General features: G+C 64.1%; 12 protein-coding genes. 5 read left to right on the plus strand and 7 right to left on the minus strand.

Annotation, left to right across the window (positions count from 1 at the left end):
• The first annotated feature begins 146 nt into the window (after positions 1 to 146).
• Complete coding sequence (gene pulA / locus BN1124_RS03095) at positions 147 to 4,208, plus strand: pullulanase-type alpha-1,6-glucosidase (protein ID WP_042639090.1); 4,062 nt, start codon at positions 147 to 149, stop codon at positions 4,206 to 4,208.
• Between the two features lie 208 nt (positions 4,209 to 4,416).
• Here the strand turns inward: pulA and BN1124_RS03100 are convergent, their stop codons facing one another.
• Positions 4,417 to 6,840, minus strand: a complete 2,424-nt coding sequence (locus BN1124_RS03100) for a zinc/cadmium/mercury/lead-transporting ATPase (RefSeq protein WP_042639152.1) — start codon at positions 6,838 to 6,840, stop codon at positions 4,417 to 4,419.
• Positions 6,841 to 7,070: 230 nt separating this feature from the next.
• On the opposite strand from BN1124_RS03100, the gene tpx reads away from it, so the two are divergent.
• The 3 genes from tpx to BN1124_RS03115 all read left to right on the plus strand — a co-directional run bounded on the left by tpx (position 7,071) and on the right by BN1124_RS03115 (position 10,545).
• The gene (gene tpx, locus BN1124_RS03105) at positions 7,071 to 7,574 is read left to right on the plus strand and encodes a thiol peroxidase (RefSeq protein WP_042639092.1); all 504 of its coding nucleotides are present in this window, start codon (positions 7,071 to 7,073) and stop codon (positions 7,572 to 7,574) included.
• A 144-nt stretch (positions 7,575 to 7,718) separates the two neighbouring features.
• Positions 7,719 to 8,939 (plus strand): DEAD/DEAH box helicase, encoded by a 1,221-nt coding sequence (locus BN1124_RS03110; protein WP_042639094.1) that lies wholly within the window; start codon positions 7,719 to 7,721, stop codon positions 8,937 to 8,939.
• A 109-nt stretch (positions 8,940 to 9,048) separates the two neighbouring features.
• Complete coding sequence (locus BN1124_RS03115; protein WP_042639096.1) at positions 9,049 to 10,545, plus strand: alkaline phosphatase D family protein; 1,497 nt, start codon at positions 9,049 to 9,051, stop codon at positions 10,543 to 10,545.
• An 88-nt stretch (positions 10,546 to 10,633) separates the two neighbouring features.
• Here the strand turns inward: BN1124_RS03115 and BN1124_RS03120 are convergent, their stop codons facing one another.
• The 5 genes from BN1124_RS03120 to BN1124_RS03140 all read right to left on the minus strand — a co-directional run bounded on the left by BN1124_RS03120 (position 10,634) and on the right by BN1124_RS03140 (position 16,673).
• Positions 10,634 to 11,422: a hypothetical protein gene (locus BN1124_RS03120; protein ID WP_042639097.1), complete on the minus strand. Its 789-nt coding sequence runs from the start codon at positions 11,420 to 11,422 to the stop codon at positions 10,634 to 10,636.
• Complete coding sequence (locus tag BN1124_RS03125; RefSeq protein WP_042639100.1) at positions 11,419 to 12,735, minus strand: sphingomyelin phosphodiesterase; 1,317 nt, start codon at positions 12,733 to 12,735, stop codon at positions 11,419 to 11,421. Before BN1124_RS03125 ends, BN1124_RS03120 begins: the two co-directional genes overlap by 4 nt.
• A 180-nt stretch (positions 12,736 to 12,915) precedes the next feature.
• Positions 12,916 to 14,475, minus strand: a complete 1,560-nt coding sequence (locus BN1124_RS03130; protein ID WP_042639102.1) for a methyl-accepting chemotaxis protein — start codon at positions 14,473 to 14,475, stop codon at positions 12,916 to 12,918.
• A gap of 166 nt (positions 14,476 to 14,641) precedes the next feature.
• Positions 14,642 to 14,941, minus strand: a complete 300-nt coding sequence (locus tag BN1124_RS03135; protein ID WP_042639104.1) for a hypothetical protein — start codon at positions 14,939 to 14,941, stop codon at positions 14,642 to 14,644.
• 127 nt (positions 14,942 to 15,068) lie between these two features.
• Positions 15,069 to 16,673: a peptide ABC transporter substrate-binding protein gene (locus BN1124_RS03140; protein WP_042639105.1), complete on the minus strand. Its 1,605-nt coding sequence runs from the start codon at positions 16,671 to 16,673 to the stop codon at positions 15,069 to 15,071.
• A 174-nt stretch (positions 16,674 to 16,847) separates the two neighbouring features.
• Between BN1124_RS03140 and BN1124_RS03145 the strand changes: the two genes are divergently transcribed.
• Positions 16,848 to 17,555 (plus strand): ParB-like protein, encoded by a 708-nt coding sequence (locus tag BN1124_RS03145; protein ID WP_042639107.1) that lies wholly within the window; start codon positions 16,848 to 16,850, stop codon positions 17,553 to 17,555.
• 48 nt (positions 17,556 to 17,603) lie between these two features.
• Here the strand turns inward: BN1124_RS03145 and BN1124_RS03150 are convergent, their stop codons facing one another.
• Complete coding sequence (locus tag BN1124_RS03150; protein ID WP_042639109.1) at positions 17,604 to 18,269, minus strand: CatB-related O-acetyltransferase; 666 nt, start codon at positions 18,267 to 18,269, stop codon at positions 17,604 to 17,606.
• Between the last annotated feature and the right edge of the window lie 134 nt (positions 18,270 to 18,403).

Genomic DNA, 18,403 nt, shown 5'->3' on the forward strand with positions numbered 1-18,403 from the left:
ATGAAAACGTTATCTTGTTGAAACAGATTGGTTTTTTTTGCCGACCTGCTCACATTTACAACAATCTCCGCTGATTAATATGACATCGCTCGGCCAAGGCCGGGTACTCGTCTATCGAGACTAACTACAGCGGGAATTATAAAAAAATGGATATGAAAAAGACCAAAGTGGCGCTGGTTACAGCCTCACTGCTTGCGCTTTTGTCTGGCTGTAATGACAACAGCTCCTCTGCTACCACCCCAACCCCTCAGGATGAGCCCGTCGCTCGCCTTCCCAATGTGCAACCCCCGGCCGAACAGCTGGTAGCCGGCCCCAATGAAGCCGTGATCGCCCTGGTCGACACCCAGACCAGCGCGGCACGGGCTGTCGACGGCCCCTTCGCCGGCCACAGCATGCACCTGTGGAACAACGATGCCTGTAACTCGACCGCCGACAGTGGCCTGAACGCGAACTGGGATGACAAGAGCAAGACGCCGTCTGCGGCGGACAGCTTCGGTCCGAGCTGGGTGGTGCCGCTCTCCAAGATGGAGGGCTGCATCAACTTTATCGCCCGTAACGGCGATATGGCGAACCTGACCGGCTCCGACATGAAGGTCGTCTTCAGCGATCACCCGGATCGCACAGTGGCCATAGTCGCGGGCAAGAACGAGATCTTCGGCAGCCGTGCCGAGGCCTTCACCGCCGCTTTTGGCGTGGCAGGGGCCAGTGCCCACCTGATCGATGGCAACACCCTGATCTGGCAAGGGGGCAAGGACAAACCCCATGTGCGCCTCTACTACACGGACTCCGGCACCATCACCGCCAACAGCGAGGGGGTGTTCGACTTCCCCTATCTCAAGCTGACCCCCACCAGCCTGACTGCCGAGCAGCAGGCCAAGTATCCGCATCTCAAGGATGCCGCCGCCTTCGCCCTGCCGTCTGGCAAAGATCTCAAGCCCCTGCTCAAGGGTGAACTGGTGGCCATCGGCACCGATCAGAGCGGTATCCTGCAGGGGGCGACCCTGGTGCAGAGCGCCGGTGCCCTCGACGCTGTCTACGCCGAGGCGGCCACCAAGCTCAGCTATGGCGCCATCATCGAGGGTGGCAACGTCACCTTCCGGCTCTGGGCGCCGACCGCCAAGTCGGTCAAGCTGGCGCTATTCGATGAGCAGCACAAATCCCTGGGTGAGCGCGCCATGACCCTGGACGAGGCCAGCGGCAGCTGGAGTCTGCAGGGCGGTACCGATCTGGTGGGCAAATATTACCGCTATGACATTCAGGTCTATCACCCCCTGAGTCGCAAGCTGGAATCCTATCAGGTCACCGACCCCTACTCCCTGAGCCTGGCCATGAACTCCGAGTTCAGCCAGGTGGTGGATCTTGACGATCCGGCCCTGAAACCGGCGGGTTGGGACAGCCTGAAGGCTCCCCACAGCCAGGCCAATCCGGCCGACATCGTCATCTATGAGGCCCATGTCCGGGATCTGACCGGCAACGACGAATCCACCCCAGTCGAGCATCGCGGCAAGTTCCTGGGGCTGACCGACAGCGACAGCGTGCCGGTGACTCACCTCAAGGCGTTGGCCAAGAGCGGCGTCAGCCACCTGCACCTGCTGCCGGTGTTCGACATCGCCACCATCAACGAAGACCCGGCCAAGGTCGCCAACATCGGCGACGACTTCAGCAAGCTGTGCGAGGTCAATCCCGAGGTCAAGACCTCCAAGTTCGCCAGCCACTGTGGCGGTGGTGAGACCATCGAGGCCGTGCTGACGGATCTGCAAGGAAGTGACAGCAAGGAGAACCCGGTAGTGCAGGAGCTGTACGGCTATCTGCGCGGGGTGGACTCCTTCAACTGGGGTTATGATCCCTTCCACTACACCACCCCGGAAGGCTCCTACGCCACCAATGCGGAGGGGACGACCCGGATCAAGGAGTTCCGCGAGATGGTGCAGGCCATCAAGCAGGACATCGGCATGAACGTGGTGATGGACGTGGTCTACAACCACACCAACGAGGCTGGCCTGGGCCCGAAATCGGTGCTCGACAAGATAGTGCCCTGGTATTACCAGCGCCTGAACCCGGAGACCGGCTCGGTCGAGAACTCCACCTGCTGTTCCAACACGGCGCCGGAACACGCCATGTTCGCCAAGCTGATGGATGACTCCCTGGTGACCTGGGCACGGGACTACAAGGTCGACGCCTTCCGCTTCGACCTGATGGGCCACCATCCGAAAGATCAGATGGTGCAGGCCCTGGCCGAGGTGAAGAAGGTCAACCCCGAGATGTACTTCTACGGGGAAGGCTGGAACTTCGGCGAGGTGCAGGATGACAAGCGCTTCGTGCAGGCTATCCAGAAACACCTTGGCGGCACCGGCATCGGCTCCTTCTCCGACCGGCTGCGGGATGCGGTCCGTGGTGGCAGCCCGTTTGACGGCGGCGACGCCATCCGCAAGACCCAGGGCTTCGGCAACGGCGCCTATGTGGATCCCAACGAGGTGAACGGGGTCGATCTCGCCACCGCCCTGCATCAGTCCGACCTGGTGCGCCTCGGCATGGCGGGCAACCTCAAGGAGTTCGTGCTGACCGACAAGGACGGCATTCCGAAGAAGGGCTCCGACATCGACTACAACGGTCAACCCGCGGGCTATGCCCAGGATCCGACCGAAGTGCAGAACTATGTCGACAAGCACGACAACCAGACCCTGTTCGATAACCTGGCCTACAAGGCGCCTGCCGGTGCCGATCTAGTGCGGATGCAAGGGGTATCGCTCGCGACCGCCATGCTGGGGCAGGGCATTCCCTTCACCCACGCCGGCGTCGAGCTGCTGCGCTCCAAATCCATGGAGCGGGACAGCTACGACTCGGGTGACTGGTACAACAGAGTCGACTACGGCCTGAACGACAACAACTTCGACAAGGGCCTGCCGCGTAAGGACAAGGATGGTGACAACTATCCGTTGATCGAGCAGGTACTGGGCAAGCACACCAAGCCGGGTGCCGCCGAGATGGAGCGCATGGTGGGCTTCTACCAGGAGCTGGCCGAGCTGCGTCAATCCTCCCGCTTGCTGCGTCTTGGCAGCGGTGCCGAGGTGATCAAGCGGGTCGACTTCCGCAACACGGGGCCGGACCAGGTGCCAGGTCTCATCGTGATGAGCGTGGATGACGGTGCGAGCGCCGGTGCGGATCTGGATCCGACCATCGACGGCCTGGTGGTGATGATCAACGCCACCAATGCGCCCCAGAGCACAGGCGACTTCCGTGACGGCAACGATCAGCCCATCGATCTTTCCGGCATGGTGTTGAGCGGCGTTCACCACTCGAGCGACAGCATCGCCAGCGGTGCCGCCGTGGGCAACGGTGAGCTGACGCTGGGAGCCTGGTCTGCCGCCGTCTTCGTCAAACCGCAAGCCGGTGCCCAGGGCGCGGGTCTGCCGGTCGGCAAGAAGACGGACTTGAGCACGCTGCCACCCTTCGGTGACACCGGTGTCTATCTGAAAGGCTTCCTCGGTGAATGGGGCGTGGCCAATCAGCTGCACTTCACCACCAACTTCATGTACGAGTTCAGCACCGAGGTGACGGCCGACAAGCTGGGCATGACGGAAGTGAAGATCGCCGACGCCGACTGGGGGCCGCTCAACTACGGCAGCTGCAACGCCGGTGACAAGCTGGTCGTGGGGACGCCGTTGACCCTCTGTGCCGGTGGTTCGACTGGCAACATAGGGCTGGATCTGGCCAAGGCCGGTACCTACAAGTTCGTCTTCACCGCCATGAACAAGGACAAGCCGACCCTGAGCGTCAGCTACACCGAACCGGTGCAGAGCTGCAAGGTGCTGGATACCGTTGCCGGTAATCCGCTTGGCTACCCGATCTTCGTGCGCGGCAGCCTGAGTGACTGGAATGCACAGCCGGCCTATCAGTTGAACTACAAGGGGATGGAAGGCAACCTTGCCGTCTATCAGGCCGCGTTCAACTACGCAGGCAGCTTTGACTTCAAGTTTGCCAATGATGACGGCAGCTGGAGCAAGCAGTTCTTCGTCAAGGATGCGGGCGGCAAGCTGATCCCGCTGGAGACCGAGCTGGCCTATCCGCTTCAGCATGGCGATGGCGGCATGGGCAACAACAGCATCACGCTGGCAAACGGTCTGTGGAGCTTCCTGGTCAAGGTCGACCCGAGCAAGACGTCCGGCGAAGTGGGCTCTGTCATAGTGCAGGAGTGCAGCGCCAAGTAAGCCAACCCATCGAGTCCGGGGCTGGCTCGGCAGACCCGGGTTGAATTCCACCTCGCCAAGGGTGGGATAAACCGAGAGAGTAAGAACAAAGCGCGGACTGTCATCATCAGCCGCGCTTTGATTTTTTAGGCGGTCTCACTGCCTGCATAAAGAAAAGCCGCAACCCGGGGTTGCGGCTTTTTGTTTGGGCCAGTCCGGGCCAGGTGTCTCAGCGCTTGCGCAGCAGGCGCAGGGCGTTGGCGGTGACCAGGGCGGTGGCGCCGGTATCGGCCAGCACCGCAATCCACAGGCCGGTGATGCCGAGCAGGCTGGTGACCAGGAAGATGGCCTTGAGCCCCAGTGCCAGCGCTATGTTCTGGTGGATGTTGGCGAGCGCGGCGCGCGACAGCCGGATCATGGCGGCAAGGCCGCCGAGCTGGTTGTGGGTCAAAGCCGCGTCTGCGGTCTCCAGCGCCACGTCGGTGCCGCCTCCCATGGCGATGCCGATGCTGGCTCGCTTCATGGCGGGGGCGTCGTTGATGCCGTCCCCTATCATGGCCACTTTCTGTGTCTGGGCAAGCCTGGCTATCTCCTCCACCTTGCCCTCCGGCAGCAGCCCGGCGCGCCACATCATGCCTAGCTCGCCGGCGATGGCTTCGGCGGCGCGGGGGTTATCCCCGGTGAGCATGATGCTCTGCAGCCCGAGCTCGCGAAGCTCTTGCAGCGCCGCCGCGGCCTCTGGCCGGATCTGGTCGCGCAGTGCCAGCAGGGCGGCGGGTGCGGCATCTGCCTGTGTGAGCACCACCACCGTCTTGCCTTGTGCCTCCAGGGTGGCAATTTGGGCATGAAGCGCCGGCTCCAGGGACGGGATCCGACTCGGTGCCAGCAGCTGCCAGAGGGCGCCGTCGATGCGTCCCTCCACCCCCATGCCGGGCAGGGCGCGCAGATCCCTGGCCTCGGCCAGACGCAATCCCTGCTCCTTGGCTGCGGCGACCACGGCGCGGGCCAGAGGATGATGGGAGCCCTGTTCGATGGCGGCGGCCAGTGCCAGCAACTCGCTCTCGGGTTGGCCGTTCAGGGAGATGAAATCGGTTAGCTGTGGCTTGCCCAGGGTCAGGGTACCGGTCTTGTCGAAGGCAACGGTGTCGACATGGGCCAGCCGCTCCAGCGCGGCCCCCCCCTTGATCAGGGCCCCTTGTCGGGTCGCGGCCGCCAGGGCCGAGGTCACCGCCGCCGGAGTCGAGATGACCAGAGCGCAGGGACAGCCGATGAGCAGCAGGGCCAGGGCGCGATAGATCCACTCGTCCCAGCTCTGGCCGAAGGCCAGCGGTGGCACCAGCATCACCAGCAGGGCGACCAGCATCATGGCCGGGGTGTACCAGCGGCTGAAGCGGTCGATGAAGCGCTCTATGGGCGCGCGCTGGGTCTCGGCCTCCTCGATGAGATGCAGGATGCGGTCGATGGCGTTATTGCCGGGCTCCGAGACCACCTCGAGACGCAGCACTCTATCCGCCGCCAGACTGCCGGCGGCCACCTTGTCGCCCTGGCGGCGTTCCACCGGGATCGACTCACCGGTCAGGGCGCTTTCATCAAAGGCCCCGAGAGCATCGAGCAGGCGGGCATCGGCGGGCAGGCGGGCACCCGGGGCTATCTCTATGATGTCGCCTGGACGCAGTGCGTCGGCTGCCACCTCTTCGCGCACATCACCAGTTGGCGTGGGGCGGATGCGCAGCGCCTTGTCGGGCACCAGTGCCATCAGGGCGCTGACCCCGGCGCGGGCGCGGCCGGCGGCATAGGCCTCCAGATGTTCTCCCAACATGAACAGCAGCAACACCATGGCCGCCTCGGCGGTCTCGCCGAGGAAGAGGGCGCCGAGCGCCGCCACCGTCATCAGGGTCTCGATGGCGAAGGGGGAGCCGCTTTTGGTCAGGGCCCAGGCCTTGCGGGCGACGGGCCAGAGCCCCCAGAGAGTCGCCAGGATAAACAGCGGCTTGCCGAGGGTGTCGGGCAACAGGGCCGCCGCCAGCATCAGACCGGCCAGCGACAGGGGCTGCCAGTATTTGCCGAGCAGCGTCAGCAAGGGGCTGTGGCGTTTGGTATCGGTGTTGGTCTGAGAATTCCCCTTGAGCTGGAAACCCGCGGCCAACACGGCGGCCGTGATGGGATCGGGGGAGAGGCCGGGGGCCAGATCCACCACCAGCTTCTCGGTGGCAAACAACACGCGGGCCTGCTGCACGCCAGCCACCCGGCTGACGGCGGTCTCTATCTTGCGGGCGCAGCTGGGGCAGTCCATGCCCAGCACCTGCCAGCTGTGGCGGCGGCTGTTCTGCTCTGGCTCGTGCAAAGGGGCGCGCTCGTCGGAAGCCTCGTCATGGTCATGATGACCATGGTCAGCATGGTCAGCATGGTTGGTATGGTCATGAGCAAGCTGCGAGTCGCAGCAACCCTGGCTCTGACAGCCCCCTCTGGGGGGCTCGTCATCTCCCGGCCCCTGCTCCTGATGGGCAGGGGAGGCCGCTGCGGCGCTGCAGCCGACCGGGGCCGCGTTGTCGCAGCAGTGGCTGTCGTGGCTGTGCTCGGTTTGAGGCGTGGCTGCCTTGCTGACCGCCTTGATGGGGGAGGCCTGTGAATGGTTGCAGCAGGTTTTGCTCATCATGTGTCCCTCTTGGATGGATCCCGCCGGTGCGAAACCCTGGATGATTGAGCCGAGTGTAAACCTTGGTGTTTAGTCCAAGGTCAAGACACTAATTCACCCTGTCGGCACTGGCAGGATCCGTTGACGCGGGCCAAGGGATAAATCCCTCTTGTTGGCGGGTGTTTGTCCCCGTCGGCAGCGCCTATACTGGGAGCCCTGATCCTCCCTCGATAATCAAGGACACAACAATGAGCAATACCGTTACCCTGCAAGGCAACCCTGTTTCCGTTTCCGGCCATTTCCCCGTTGCCGGTGAGCAGGCCAAGCCTTTCTCCCTGGTTGCCAAGGATCTGTCTGACGTGACCCTGGCGGCCTACGCCGGTCAGCGCAAGATCCTGAACATCTTCCCGAGCGTCGATACCCCGACCTGCGCCACCTCAGTACGCAAGTTCAACGAGCAGGCCAGCGCCCTGAACAACGCCGTTGTGCTGTGCATCTCCGCCGATCTGCCGTTCGCCCAGTCCCGCTTCTGCGGCGCCGAAGGCCTGGACAAGGTCGTGAGCCTGTCCACCCTGCGTGGCGTCTCCTTCCTGCAAGACTACGGTGTGGCCTTCTCCTCCGGCCCGCTGGTTGGCCTGGCCGCCCGCGCCATCGTCGTGCTGGACGCTGACAACAAGGTGCTGCACAGCGAGCTGGTCGCCGAAGTCGCCGACGAGCCGAATTACGCCGCAGCCCTGGCTGCCCTGGCCTGATAGCTGACGCAGATTGATGCAACACGGCCCGCTCCCTGAGCGGGCCGTTTTTTATTGCGGGTTTCGGCGCATCCGGTCGCACCCTTTTACTTATGGGATGGGTCTGGCTAGACTTCGCCTCCCACTCCTTGATCCGACACTCCCATGACCTTCAGTGAACTGACCCTGGCCCCGGCTTTATTGGCCGCCTTGCCCGCCACCCTGCAACACCCGACCCGCATTCAGCAGCTGGCAATACCAGCGGCATTGGCGGGGCAGGATCTGCTGGCGCTGGCCCAGACCGGCAGCGGCAAGACCCTGGCGTTCGGCTTGCCGCTGTTGCAGCGGCTGGATCCGGCCTCCGATCGGGTGCAGGGGCTGGTGCTGGTGCCGACCCGTGAGCTGGCGCTGCAGGTGACGGACGCGCTGCAGGGGATTGCCGAGGGGTTGGGGCTGCGCGTGCTGACCCTGTGCGGGGGCGTGGCGCAGGAGCTGCAACAGGCCGAGCTGGCGCTGGGGCCGCAACTGCTGGTGGCGACCCCGGGGCGGCTGCGGGATCTGCTGGCGCAGCGTGTGCTGGGATTGAGCAACCTGCAGTGCCTGGTGCTGGACGAGGCGGATCGCCTGCTGGAGATGGGCTTCTGGCCCGATATCCAGTGGTTGATGAATGCCATGCCCGCCGAGCGCCAGAATCTGCTGTTCTCCGCTACCCTGCCAACCGAGCTGGAGAGCCTGGCCACCGGCCTGCTGACGAACCCGCAGCGCATCGAGGTGGATCCGGTGAACAGCCTGGTGAGCGAGATAGAGGAGCGGCTCTATCTGGTCAACAAGAGCAGCAAGGTGCCGGCTCTCATCAGCTTGCTCAAGGAGCAGGATTGGTCTCAGGTGCTGGTGTTTATCAGCGCCAGGGACGATGCCGATGGGGTGGCCCGCAAGCTCGCCAAGGCGGGCATCAAGGTGGCGGCCCTGCACGGAGACAAGGATCAGGTCGCGCGGGAGCAGGCGTTGGCGGATTTCAAGGCCGGCAAGGTGCGAGTGCTGGTGGCCACGGATCTGATGGCCCGCGGTATCCACGTGGAGGCGTTGCCGGTGGTGATCAACCTGGATCTGCCCGCCAGCGCCCCCGTCTATGTGCATCGCATCGGCCGTACCGCCCGGGCCGGGCGCAAGGGGCTGGCCATGTCGCTGGTCTGCCACGGCGAGGCCGAGACGCTCGCGGCCATCCGCACCCTGACCGGGCGCGAACTGCCCCTCGGTGACTTGCCCGGCTTCCCGGTGACCGACCAGCCCGCCAGCGGCGAGGGCAAACGGGCGCCTCGGGACAAGCAGGCGAACCGTCGCACCGCCAACAAGCGCAGCGTCAAGCAGTTCAAGGGCAAGGTCTGACGCTTCCCTAGCCCTTCAGACGGTTTTCCGGCCCGGCTGCCCGGCTGGGCAGTATCAAAAGACGCCGGTTTCACTATGCTCCATGGGGTCAATCATGGAGGGATAGCGGATGGCAACTTTGGTAATGGGCCCCCTGTTGGGGCTCGAGTCGGAGACGCAATACAGTTTCTGTTTTCTGGCGGAGGCAAGCTGCAAGGACGCCAGCGTCAGGGTCAATGGCAAGTCGCTGGCGGCGAGCAAGCAGGCGGACACCCCCAAGGGGGGTTTCTGGCGAGCGGTCTGGAAGGCGCCCCTGAAGGCCGAGGGCAGCACGGTCGGCTACGAGATCCTGCTGGATGGCGAGCCGGCCCAGGATCTGGCCGGGCTCAGCCAGTGGCAGTTTCATCTGCCGGGGAAGCAGGACAAGGTGCACATCGGCTATGCCTCCTGCAACGGTTTCTCCGACTTCAAGCTGCTCACCTCCACCCCCAGGCCCTACGCCATGTGGGACCGGCTGGCCGCCGAGCACGGGAGCAATCCCTTCGCTCTGCTGCTGATGGGGGGTGATCAGGTCTATGCCGATTCCCTCTGGACCACGGTGCCGACCCTCAAGGCCTGGAATGAGCTGGACAGGTCGGAGAAGGTCAAGCGCAAGGCGACCCGCACCATGGCGGAGCAGCTCGACCGCTTCTATTGCGAGCTCTACTGCAAGCAGTGGAGCCGCCCCGAGGTGGCGCGCATGCTGGCCTCCATCCCCAGCGCCATGATGTGGGATGATCACGACATCTTCGATGGTTGGGGCAGTTACCCCGCCGACCTGCAGGGCTGCGAGGTCTATCAGGCCATCTACGCCGCCGCGGCCAAATACTTCCGGTTGTTCCAGCTGCGCTCCGGTGCCAATGCCGGGCTACTCGATGCCGGCCTGACGCACCACTCCTGGCGGCTGAGCTTTCGGGGCTACCAGATCCTGGCCCTGGACAACAGGGCGACCCGCACCCTGACCCAGGTGATGAGCCGGGGCCAGTGGGATCAGGTCAATGAGGCGCTGGCCGCCTGCGACTCGGGGCATTTGCTGGTGATGACAGGGGTGCCCGTGGTCTATCGGGACTTCTCCTTCACCGAGGCTGCGCTGGATGCCACCCCCTGGGAGGAGGAGCTGACCGACGATCTCAAGGATCACTGGCGCGCCAAGGCCCACGAGGGGGAGCGGGCCCGCCTCATCATGCGGCTGCTGGACAACGCCCGCGCACGGCGCAAGAGCGACAAGGCGGGCAAGGTCGAGTCGAAGACCCTGATCCTGTCCGGGGATGTGCACGTGGGTTGCCTCGGTGTCATCCAGGACAGGCGGGTGAAGGGAGTGCTGAACGTGCACCAGCTGGTCTCCTCCGGCATAGTGCATCCCTGTCCGACCCAGTTCCAGTGGACGGGGATCCTCGCCATGACCAACGACAACCCCGAATACCTCGACGAGAGCCGGCTGATCCGCACCGAACTCATCAAGCCGTTTGGCGCCCCCGTCTATCTGCGCACCCGCAACTTCGCGACCCTGCAGATGGGTAGCGATGGCAAACTCTGGGCCAACTGGCGTTGTGAGAACGCGCTGGATGCCAGCTATCCCCTGGCCTGATGGCTTGGCGTGACAAGAAAAGGGCCCAAATGCGGGCCCTTCTTTATGACGCCTTGCTGGCACCGCATAGCGCCGCTTGATGGTTGATCTAGTGCTGGGCCTGCTCCTGAGCGAAGAAGTCACGCCGCCACTGGCCGAGTACCTCCTCCCTGTGTTGCTGCCAGCGATCGCCGTCCATGGCGCCCTGGCTCGCCGCCAACTGCTGCTCCAGCTCGGCCAGTTGCTGCTGATAGCGGGCTCGTTGATCCAGCTGCTGCTGACGCTGGCCGGCAAACGCCAGGCTGGCATCGGCCCGTTCGCTGGGCAGGAAGTGGCGAGTCAGGGTTTCCAGCTCCTCATCCCCCCACAGCTGGCGCGCCTGCAGCAATCTGGCGTCCGGGTTGAACAGGTCTGCCGCCAGATCCGGGTACTGCGTAGCCCACTCGTCCTGCAATCGGGTCAGGGCGGCCAGCCGCTCGGTCAGGGTCAACTGCTCGCCATCCCTGGCCAATTGCGCCAGCGCCTCGGCGTAGCGCCCCTGCAGCAGGGCCAGGCTCTCCCCCTCGCTCGGCCACTGTCCCTCCACATTTCTCAGGTTCTCCAGCCGCTCATCCAGCGGCTGGTCGCTCTCCTGGATCTCACTGGCGAGTCGCTCCTCGGCCTCCTCGGACAGTGGTCGCCAACTGCGGGGCTGGTCCCCGACGGTTGTCTGGCTGGCAGCAACCACCAACGGTGGCGGATCTGCTTGCGCCGGCTTGGAGGGGACCAGGGCCGCCTGCTGCGGGCTGGCGCTGGCCTGGCTGGCATTGCTGGCGGCGGCCGGTTCGTCCTGCCCAATCAGGTAGAGCAACAGCAGCGACACTGTGGCCAGCGCCAGGGCTCCGTGGCGCCGTCTCATCGGCTGATCTCCCCCTTGACCGGGAAGTGATCCGAGAGGTTGCTGGCGGGCCAGAGGCTGCCATCGCTGGTGCGGGGGATCCAGACGCTGTTGAGGTTATGGCTGGCGGCGCCGTACTCCCGACTCACCAGCAGGTAGTCCAGGTATTCGACGTTGGCGCCACCGGAGAGGGGGCCGCCGGCATAGGGGTTGAGCCTGGGGTCGAAGGTCGCCTCGGTGTAGCCGCCATAGGCGGGGGCATGGACATTCAGATTGGCCAGCATGTTGGCGTAGTCATCGGCAAACTTGCGCTTGTTGACGTTGAAGTCGCCGCCATAGATGACGGTGTCCGTGGCCGGGATCTTGAGGCTGGCGGCCAGGGAGCGAATTTGGCCGAACTGGATCTGGCGCAGCCTGCGCGCCTCGTCCGTGTCGAAGCTGGCGGTGTGGGTGGCGAACAGGTGCCAGGCCTTGCCGCCCTTGATCACCTCCGCATACATGACCCCCTTGTCGGCGAAACAATCGGTGCCGGTGCACTGGGGATAGACCAGCTGGGCCTCCCGCACTATGGGGTAGCGGCTGACGATCACCACGCCGCCGTCGTGGATGTTGATGCCCGGCTTGTCGAGCACCTTGGTCTGGTAGGGATACTCCTTCGCCAGGGCCTGCAGGAAGCCCGCGCGGCGGCCGTCGAACACCTCCTGCAGCAGCAGGGCGTCATAGCCCTTGAGGTGTGCGGGCAGCAGGGTCAGCCGCTCTCCTATGCTGGAGGCGATCACCGGCAGGGCCCAGACGTTGTAGCTGGCGACCTTCAGTTTGTCTTCCGCCGGCTCCGGCTGCTCCCGGGGCTGAGGCGGGGTCAGCATATAGTGCAGATCGTCGTAGCGGCCGGTGAACTTGGCGGCGAAGGCCAGCTCCTGGGGGCCCTCGGTACGGTGCAGGACGCGATCGCTCTGCCAGCCGGAGGCGCCGGTGGGTGTCTCGCCGCCGTGCTGCAAGGTGGTGTTCCACCAGGTGCCCTCCATCAACTGGTTGAGGCGGTAGACGTCGCCGCCGGCCGTGGTGACCCGGGTCTCGAACAGATAGTTCTTGCCCGCTTTCACTCCTTCATAGCGGTTGAAGCTGAGCACCATGGCGCTCTCCCAGGGGCCCAGCTCCGTCCTGTGCTGAGTCCACTGGCTGCCTTGCTGCAACTGGCCGCTGCCACTTTGGCGGATCTCCAGCTGCAGGGGCTCGGGGCCGTTGTTGGTGAGATAGACATCGGTATCGGCCAGCGCCTGCAACGGCAGGGAGCCGGCGAGCAGCAGGGCGGCATAACGGAGGGGGTGGTGCATCATTGAAGTCCTTTTGGTCGAGGCACGGTGGAAACTGACTGTTATGGCGGGCACAGAGGTCATTTCATTTACATTTTTGTTACAAATAAATGAAAGGCCCCATATGGGGAGTATTTGACGGGGAAGGCGGGGAAAACAGAAGCGCGTCTTGAGACGCGCCTGGCTACACGGGGAGCGGGCTTAGTCGTGGAACTGGTTGATCAGGCGGGAGAGGTTTTGCAGCCGTTCCACCAAGAGGGTGATGCCATCCAGCGCCTGTCGGCTGCTGTCGGCGGTGTGGTTGGCGAGCTGGTGGATCTGGTGGATCCCCTGATCCAGGGTGCTGGTGACGTCCGCCTGCTGGCTGACGGCCTGGGCTATCTCGTCGCTGGTGTGGGTGACCTGGGCCAGCATCTGGTTGATCTGGTCCAGCACCTCGGCGGTGGCCCCCATGTGTTGCTGGCAGAGAGCCGAGGTCTGGGCCCCCTGGATCATGCCATCGGCCAGCTGTTGGGTGCTCTGTTGCAGCGCCCCTATCATGTCGCTGATCTCGCCGGTGGAGCTGCGGGTCTTCTGGGCCAGCGCCCGGATCTCGTCGGCCACCACCGCAAAGCCGCGTCCCTGCTCGCCGGCGCGCGCCGCCTCGATGGCCGCGTTGAGGGAGAGCAGGTTGGTCTGATCCGCTATCTGGCCTATCACCTCCAGGATCCCGCTGATCTTCTGGCTGTCCTGGGTCAGCCGGGCCAACACGCCCTGGCTGGCATCCAGCTCGTGGTGGAGCCGGTTGACCGATGAGCGGGTGGTGGCCAGCGCCTGCTGGCCGCTGGCGGAGACCTGCTGCACCTCGCTCACCAGCGCATTGGCCTGATGGGCGCTGTTGGCCACGTCGCGGATGGAGTGACTCATCTCGGTGATGGCGGCGGCCAGCTGCTCGCTCTGCACGCGCTGCTGCTGCAGGTGGGTGTCTATGGTCTGGATATGGCCCCTGTCATCCTCGGCGGCCTGCAGGATCTGCTGGTTGGTGTCGGCGCTGCGCCCCACCACGGCCCTGAGCTCGGCCTTCTTCATGCGCAGCAGCAGTTCGATGGCCCCCAGGCTGTCCCGCCGCCTGGTGTAGAGCACCTGGCAGAGCGGGGTGCCGAGCTCCTCCCCCGCCGCGGCCAGCAGCTTTGCCAGCCGTTGTTGCAGGTGCCAGCCATGGGCCATCTGCCCCAGCAGGCAGAGCAGGGGGATCAGGCTCCACCAGGGCTGCCCCGTGACCAGGCTGGTGCCCAGCCCGAGCAGGGCTGTGGCCGACAGCAACAGGCTGAGCTGACCCGGCTCCAGGGCGAAGCGGCTGAGCCAGGGCAGGGCCTTGCCCGCCCGGATGCGGGCATAGAGCCGTTCCGCCCAGGCGATGTCCTGCTCGCTCGGGCGGGTGCGCACCGACTGGTACTCGATGATCTGCTGCCGCTCGTTGAGGATGGGGGTGACATAGGCGTTGACCCAGTAGAACTGGCCGCTCTTGGCGCGGTTCTTCACCAGCCCCATCCAGCTCTTGCCTTGCTGCAGCCGGCGCCACATGTCGGCAAAGGCGGCCTTGGGCATGTCCGGGTGGCGCACCAGATTGTGGGGGACCCCGTCCATCTCGCTGGCGCTGTAACCGGCCACGTCGCAGAAGTGCTGGTTGGCATAGGTGATGTGGCTGGCGGGATCCGTGGTCGAGATCAGTGATATGTGGTCGGGGAAACGGATCTCCCCTTCTCGCTGGGTTGTGGTCATGTGCGCATCCTGATTTGAGCCAAGTAACTGATAAATTTGTTTTTATTTTGTGTGGTTGTTACGGCTTCATTGTAGATGCGGGCCATGGCCCCACCTTGGCTTAGGTCAATTAATCGCCACTGGGAAGATTGAAAAGAGACAACGCAAAGGCTTATTCAAGTCGGGCTCAATGCAGGGGAGTGAAATCGTGGATTTCTCCCTCTCTCGGCTTGAAGCGCGGATCCTGGCGCTGGTCGCCTGCGACCCAGGCCATGGTCTGGCAGAAGCTCTCCTGTTTGGCGTACTCATCGCGAGCCTGATCTATGGTGCGCTCGGCGTTGCGCCGCGCCATCTTGCTGGCCTTGCGATCGCTGAACTGCTGTTGCTGATCCAGCATCCATTCGACGAAGGCCCGCTGGCATTCGGCTTCGGTGGCGGCCCGGACGGGCAGGGGAGAGAGCAGGAGGATCAGCAGTAGGGTGCGCATATGGGTAGCGTGTTCACTAAGTCTAGCGACAGAAAGGCAGCATTCTATGCCGTAAAACGAGGACGGGACAGTGCCTGAACGGGGCCAGCCAGGCTGGCCCCGTGGTGTCGGCGTCTGATGAGCGGGATCAGTGCTTGATAAGGTAGAGCTGGCGGCTGTAGGCCACGTCCTCCGGGTTGTTGATGGGATAGCCCTTGAGCCAGGGCTTGATCAGCCGGGCGTTGGTGTACTGGTAGATGGGGGCGATGGGCGCCTCCTCCTGCAATATGGTCTCGGCCTCGTCGAACAGGCGGGCCCGCTCGCGGGGATCCTGGCTGCTGGCAGCCTGGGTCAGCAAGGCGTCGTAGCGGGGGTTGGCGAAGCGGGCCATGTTGCCGCTGTGGTGGCTGCCCCAGAGGCCGAGGAAGGCGGAAGGATCGTTGTAATCGGCGACCCAGGAGGAGCGGATCACCTCGAACTGGCCACTCTGGCGGCTGTCGAGATAGGTCTTCCACTCCTGATTGGTGAGCTCGACCCGAGCACCGAGCTTCTGCTTCCACAGGTTGGCGATGGCCAGCGCCATCTTCTTGTGGATCTCGGCGGTGTTGTAGAGCAGGGTCAGCTTGAGGGGCTTGTCCGGGCCATAACCGGCCTCTTTGAGCAATGCCCTGGCTTTGTCATCCAGCTCGCGCTGGCTGCTGGTGGAGAGCAGGTTCGGTTTGGGCTCGAAGTCGGCGGTCACGTCCGGGGTGAAGTGATAGGCCGGCTTCTCGCCGGTGCCCAGCACCTTGTTGGCGATGAGGCCGCGATCGATGGTGTAGGAGAGCGCCTTGCGCACCCGCACGTCATCCAGTGGCGCCCGCTGGGTGTTGAAGGCGTAGTAGTAGGTGCCAAGCTGCTCCGGGGTATAGACCTCTCCCGGGATCTGCTGCATCAGCTTCTGGTACTGCTCCTTGGGGAAGGACTCGGTGATCTGCAGATCCCCCGCCAGGTAGCGGTTGGTGGCGGCGCTCTCCTGGTTGATGGGCACGAAGGTGACCTTGGTCAGCACAGTGTGGGCCCTGTCCCAGTAATAGGGGTTTGGGGTCAGCTCCAGTCGCTCGTTCACCACTCGGTTGTTCAGCACGAAGGCGCCATTGCCCACCAGTTTGCCCGGCTGGGTCCACTGGCTGCCATATTGCTCCATGCTGGCTCGATGCAAGGGTGACAGGCTGGGATGGGTCAAGAGACTCAGGAAGTAGGGCACCGGCTGGGACAGGTTCACCTGCAGGGTGTGGTCATCGAGGGCTTGCACCCCGAGCGCCTCGGGGGCCAGCTTGCCCGCCACTATCTCGTCCACGTTATTGAAGTGGGTGAGCTGGGCAAACCAGGCGAAGGTGGCGGCTTCCTTGGGATCCACCAGCTTGCGCCAGCCATAGACGAAATCGCTGGCCTTGACCTCGTCGCCGTTGGACCAGCGGGCATCCGGCCGCAGGTGGAAGGTGAATTGCCGGTTGTCCTTGTTCTCCCAACGCATCGCCACGCCGGGCATCACCTTGCCATCCGGCCCCTGGGTCAGCAGCCCCTCGTAGAGATCCCGCAGCACCTGCAACTCGGGCAGACCGACCAGTTTGAGCGGACTCAGGCTGGTGGGCTCGTCTTTGAGATGACGCACGACCACCTGTTCGGCGGCGAGTTGGGTACCGGGCGGAACATCGGCGGCCTGGACACAGGCGGCGCCCAGCAGGGCCAGCAAGGGACTCCATCCTTTCATGGCTAATCCTTCAAATTGTGTGAAGCGGGGAGAAAAGTCGGCGAGAAATCATCGCCGATAGACGGGGAATCATGATATCTCCTTTGCTGGTCAGACCGCCAGCATGAGTCCCGTGATAGCCGGGCTACAACCTTATGTGCTCCCGCGCGGGTCGCGGGAAGAGAGGAGTGAAGAATGAGAGCATGGATAGTTTTGGCTTGTCTCCTGAGCCCGGGCGCCTGGGCGCTGGATCCGTGCGTGCCAACGACTGCGGTGGGAAGCTGGTGCGAGTTGGGCATAACGCAGTTGCATCCGACCCAGGGCGGAGTGGGCCAATTGCAGGTCGATGCCACGGCGCGCGAGTTGGCGGACAAGAGCCCGGAACAGCTCGACAAGCTGATGAAGAAAAAAGAGATCCCCGTGGTCATCGCCCCCGATGGCGGCTACTGGCTGGTGGACAGGCACCACCTGACCAAGGCGCTGTGGCAGCAGGGGGTGAAGCAGGCGAGGGTCAAAGTCATAGCCCGGCTGCAGGACAAGACCAACTTCTGGAGCCAGATGCAGAACAACCACTGGGCCTGGTTGAAGGATGAGCGGGGCCAGCCCCTGACCCCGGAGCAACTGCCCAAGCAGATCGGCGAGCTGCCGGATTACCCCTATCGCTCCCTGGCGGGCCAGCTGCAGGATGCGGGCTATTTCAGCAAGAAGGATCAGGTCTATTTCGTCGAGTTCGCCTGGGCCAGCTGGCTCGGCCAGCAGATGGACTGGCTGCCGGTCAATGCCGCCAATCTAGGGGATCGCCTCGGCCAGGCCAAGCGGTTGGCCTGCAGCAGCAAGGCCGAGGGGCTGCCGGGTTATCCCGGCAAGCAGTGCCGCCTCAACCCCCTGCGTACGGGCAACTAAACGGCAACCCTGGATGGGACGAATGCGGGGCGCCAGGGCGCCCCGCTGTCATTCACCCAGGTCGACGGCTTGCCAGCGGGCGGCGGCTTGTTCCAGCAGCGTCACTTCGCCCTGCTGGATTAGCGGCAGCAAGGCGTTCACCTGCGCATCCGGCCAATCCCACCAGGCCAGCGCCAGCAGCCGGGCAATCTCCTCCTGTGTGAAGCGTTGCCGGATCACCCTGGCGGGGGAGCCGGCCACCACGCAGTAGGGCGGCACATCCGCCGTGACCAGGCTGCGGGCGGCGATGATGGCGCCATCCCCCAGGGTGACGCCCGGCATGATCATGGCCTCCATGCCGATCCAGACATCGTTGCCGATGCGGGTATCGCCGGCGGGGCGGTAGCAGCGCTTGAGTGCATCCAGATCCGCAAACGGATAGGTACTGATGAAGCCGGTGTTGTGGGTGTGGTTGCCACCCATGATGATCTTCACGCCGGCGGCGATCTGCACATAGTCGCCGATGTGGAGCTTGTCTATGTGCCAGAGCGGCTCCCAGCCGGTGTCGGGGTTGCGGCTAAAACGGTCGCCGTGCAGGTAGCGCACCGCCTCCTCTTCGAAGGGGCCGTCCCAGGCGCCGGAGTAGTAGCTGTGGCGCCCCTTGAGGCAGATGTTGGGATTGGTCACCGTCAGATGCAGGTATTCGACCTGCGACCAGTGTTGGCAGGGTTTCATGGTTGTGTTCCTCGTTGAATGGATCAGGTTATAGCGGGCGCGCGTCGGCCAGCTAATAGATCCAGACCAGCAGGCGGGGCACGCACAGGGTGGAGCAGCCCAGCGCCTGGGGTAAACGGGGTCGTTGCATGAGG

Origin of the sequence: Aeromonas eucrenophila, assembly GCF_000819865.1 — a bacterium.
Taxonomy (GTDB): Bacteria; Pseudomonadota; Gammaproteobacteria; order Enterobacterales; family Aeromonadaceae; genus Aeromonas; species Aeromonas eucrenophila.

Bases quoted from the DNA above. Each gene is read 5' to 3' on its own strand.
- pulA (WP_042639090.1), top strand. From the start codon at position 147: ATGGATATGAAAAAGACCAAAGTGGCGCTGGTTACAGCCTCACTGCTT.
- BN1124_RS03100 (WP_042639152.1), bottom strand. From the start codon at position 6,840: ATGAGCAAAACCTGCTGCAACCATTCACAGGCCTCCCCCATCAAGGCG.
- tpx (WP_042639092.1), top strand. From the start codon at position 7,071: ATGAGCAATACCGTTACCCTGCAAGGCAACCCTGTTTCCGTTTCCGGC.
- BN1124_RS03110 (WP_042639094.1), top strand. From the start codon at position 7,719: ATGACCTTCAGTGAACTGACCCTGGCCCCGGCTTTATTGGCCGCCTTG.
- BN1124_RS03115 (WP_042639096.1), top strand. From the start codon at position 9,049: ATGGCAACTTTGGTAATGGGCCCCCTGTTGGGGCTCGAGTCGGAGACG.
- BN1124_RS03120 (WP_042639097.1), bottom strand. From the start codon at position 11,422: ATGAGACGGCGCCACGGAGCCCTGGCGCTGGCCACAGTGTCGCTGCTG.
- BN1124_RS03125 (WP_042639100.1), bottom strand. From the start codon at position 12,735: ATGCACCACCCCCTCCGTTATGCCGCCCTGCTGCTCGCCGGCTCCCTG.
- BN1124_RS03130 (WP_042639102.1), bottom strand. From the start codon at position 14,475: ATGACCACAACCCAGCGAGAAGGGGAGATCCGTTTCCCCGACCACATA.
- BN1124_RS03135 (WP_042639104.1), bottom strand. From the start codon at position 14,941: ATGCGCACCCTACTGCTGATCCTCCTGCTCTCTCCCCTGCCCGTCCGG.
- BN1124_RS03140 (WP_042639105.1), bottom strand. From the start codon at position 16,673: ATGAAAGGATGGAGTCCCTTGCTGGCCCTGCTGGGCGCCGCCTGTGTC.
- BN1124_RS03145 (WP_042639107.1), top strand. From the start codon at position 16,848: ATGAGAGCATGGATAGTTTTGGCTTGTCTCCTGAGCCCGGGCGCCTGG.
- BN1124_RS03150 (WP_042639109.1), bottom strand. From the start codon at position 18,269: ATGAAACCCTGCCAACACTGGTCGCAGGTCGAATACCTGCATCTGACG.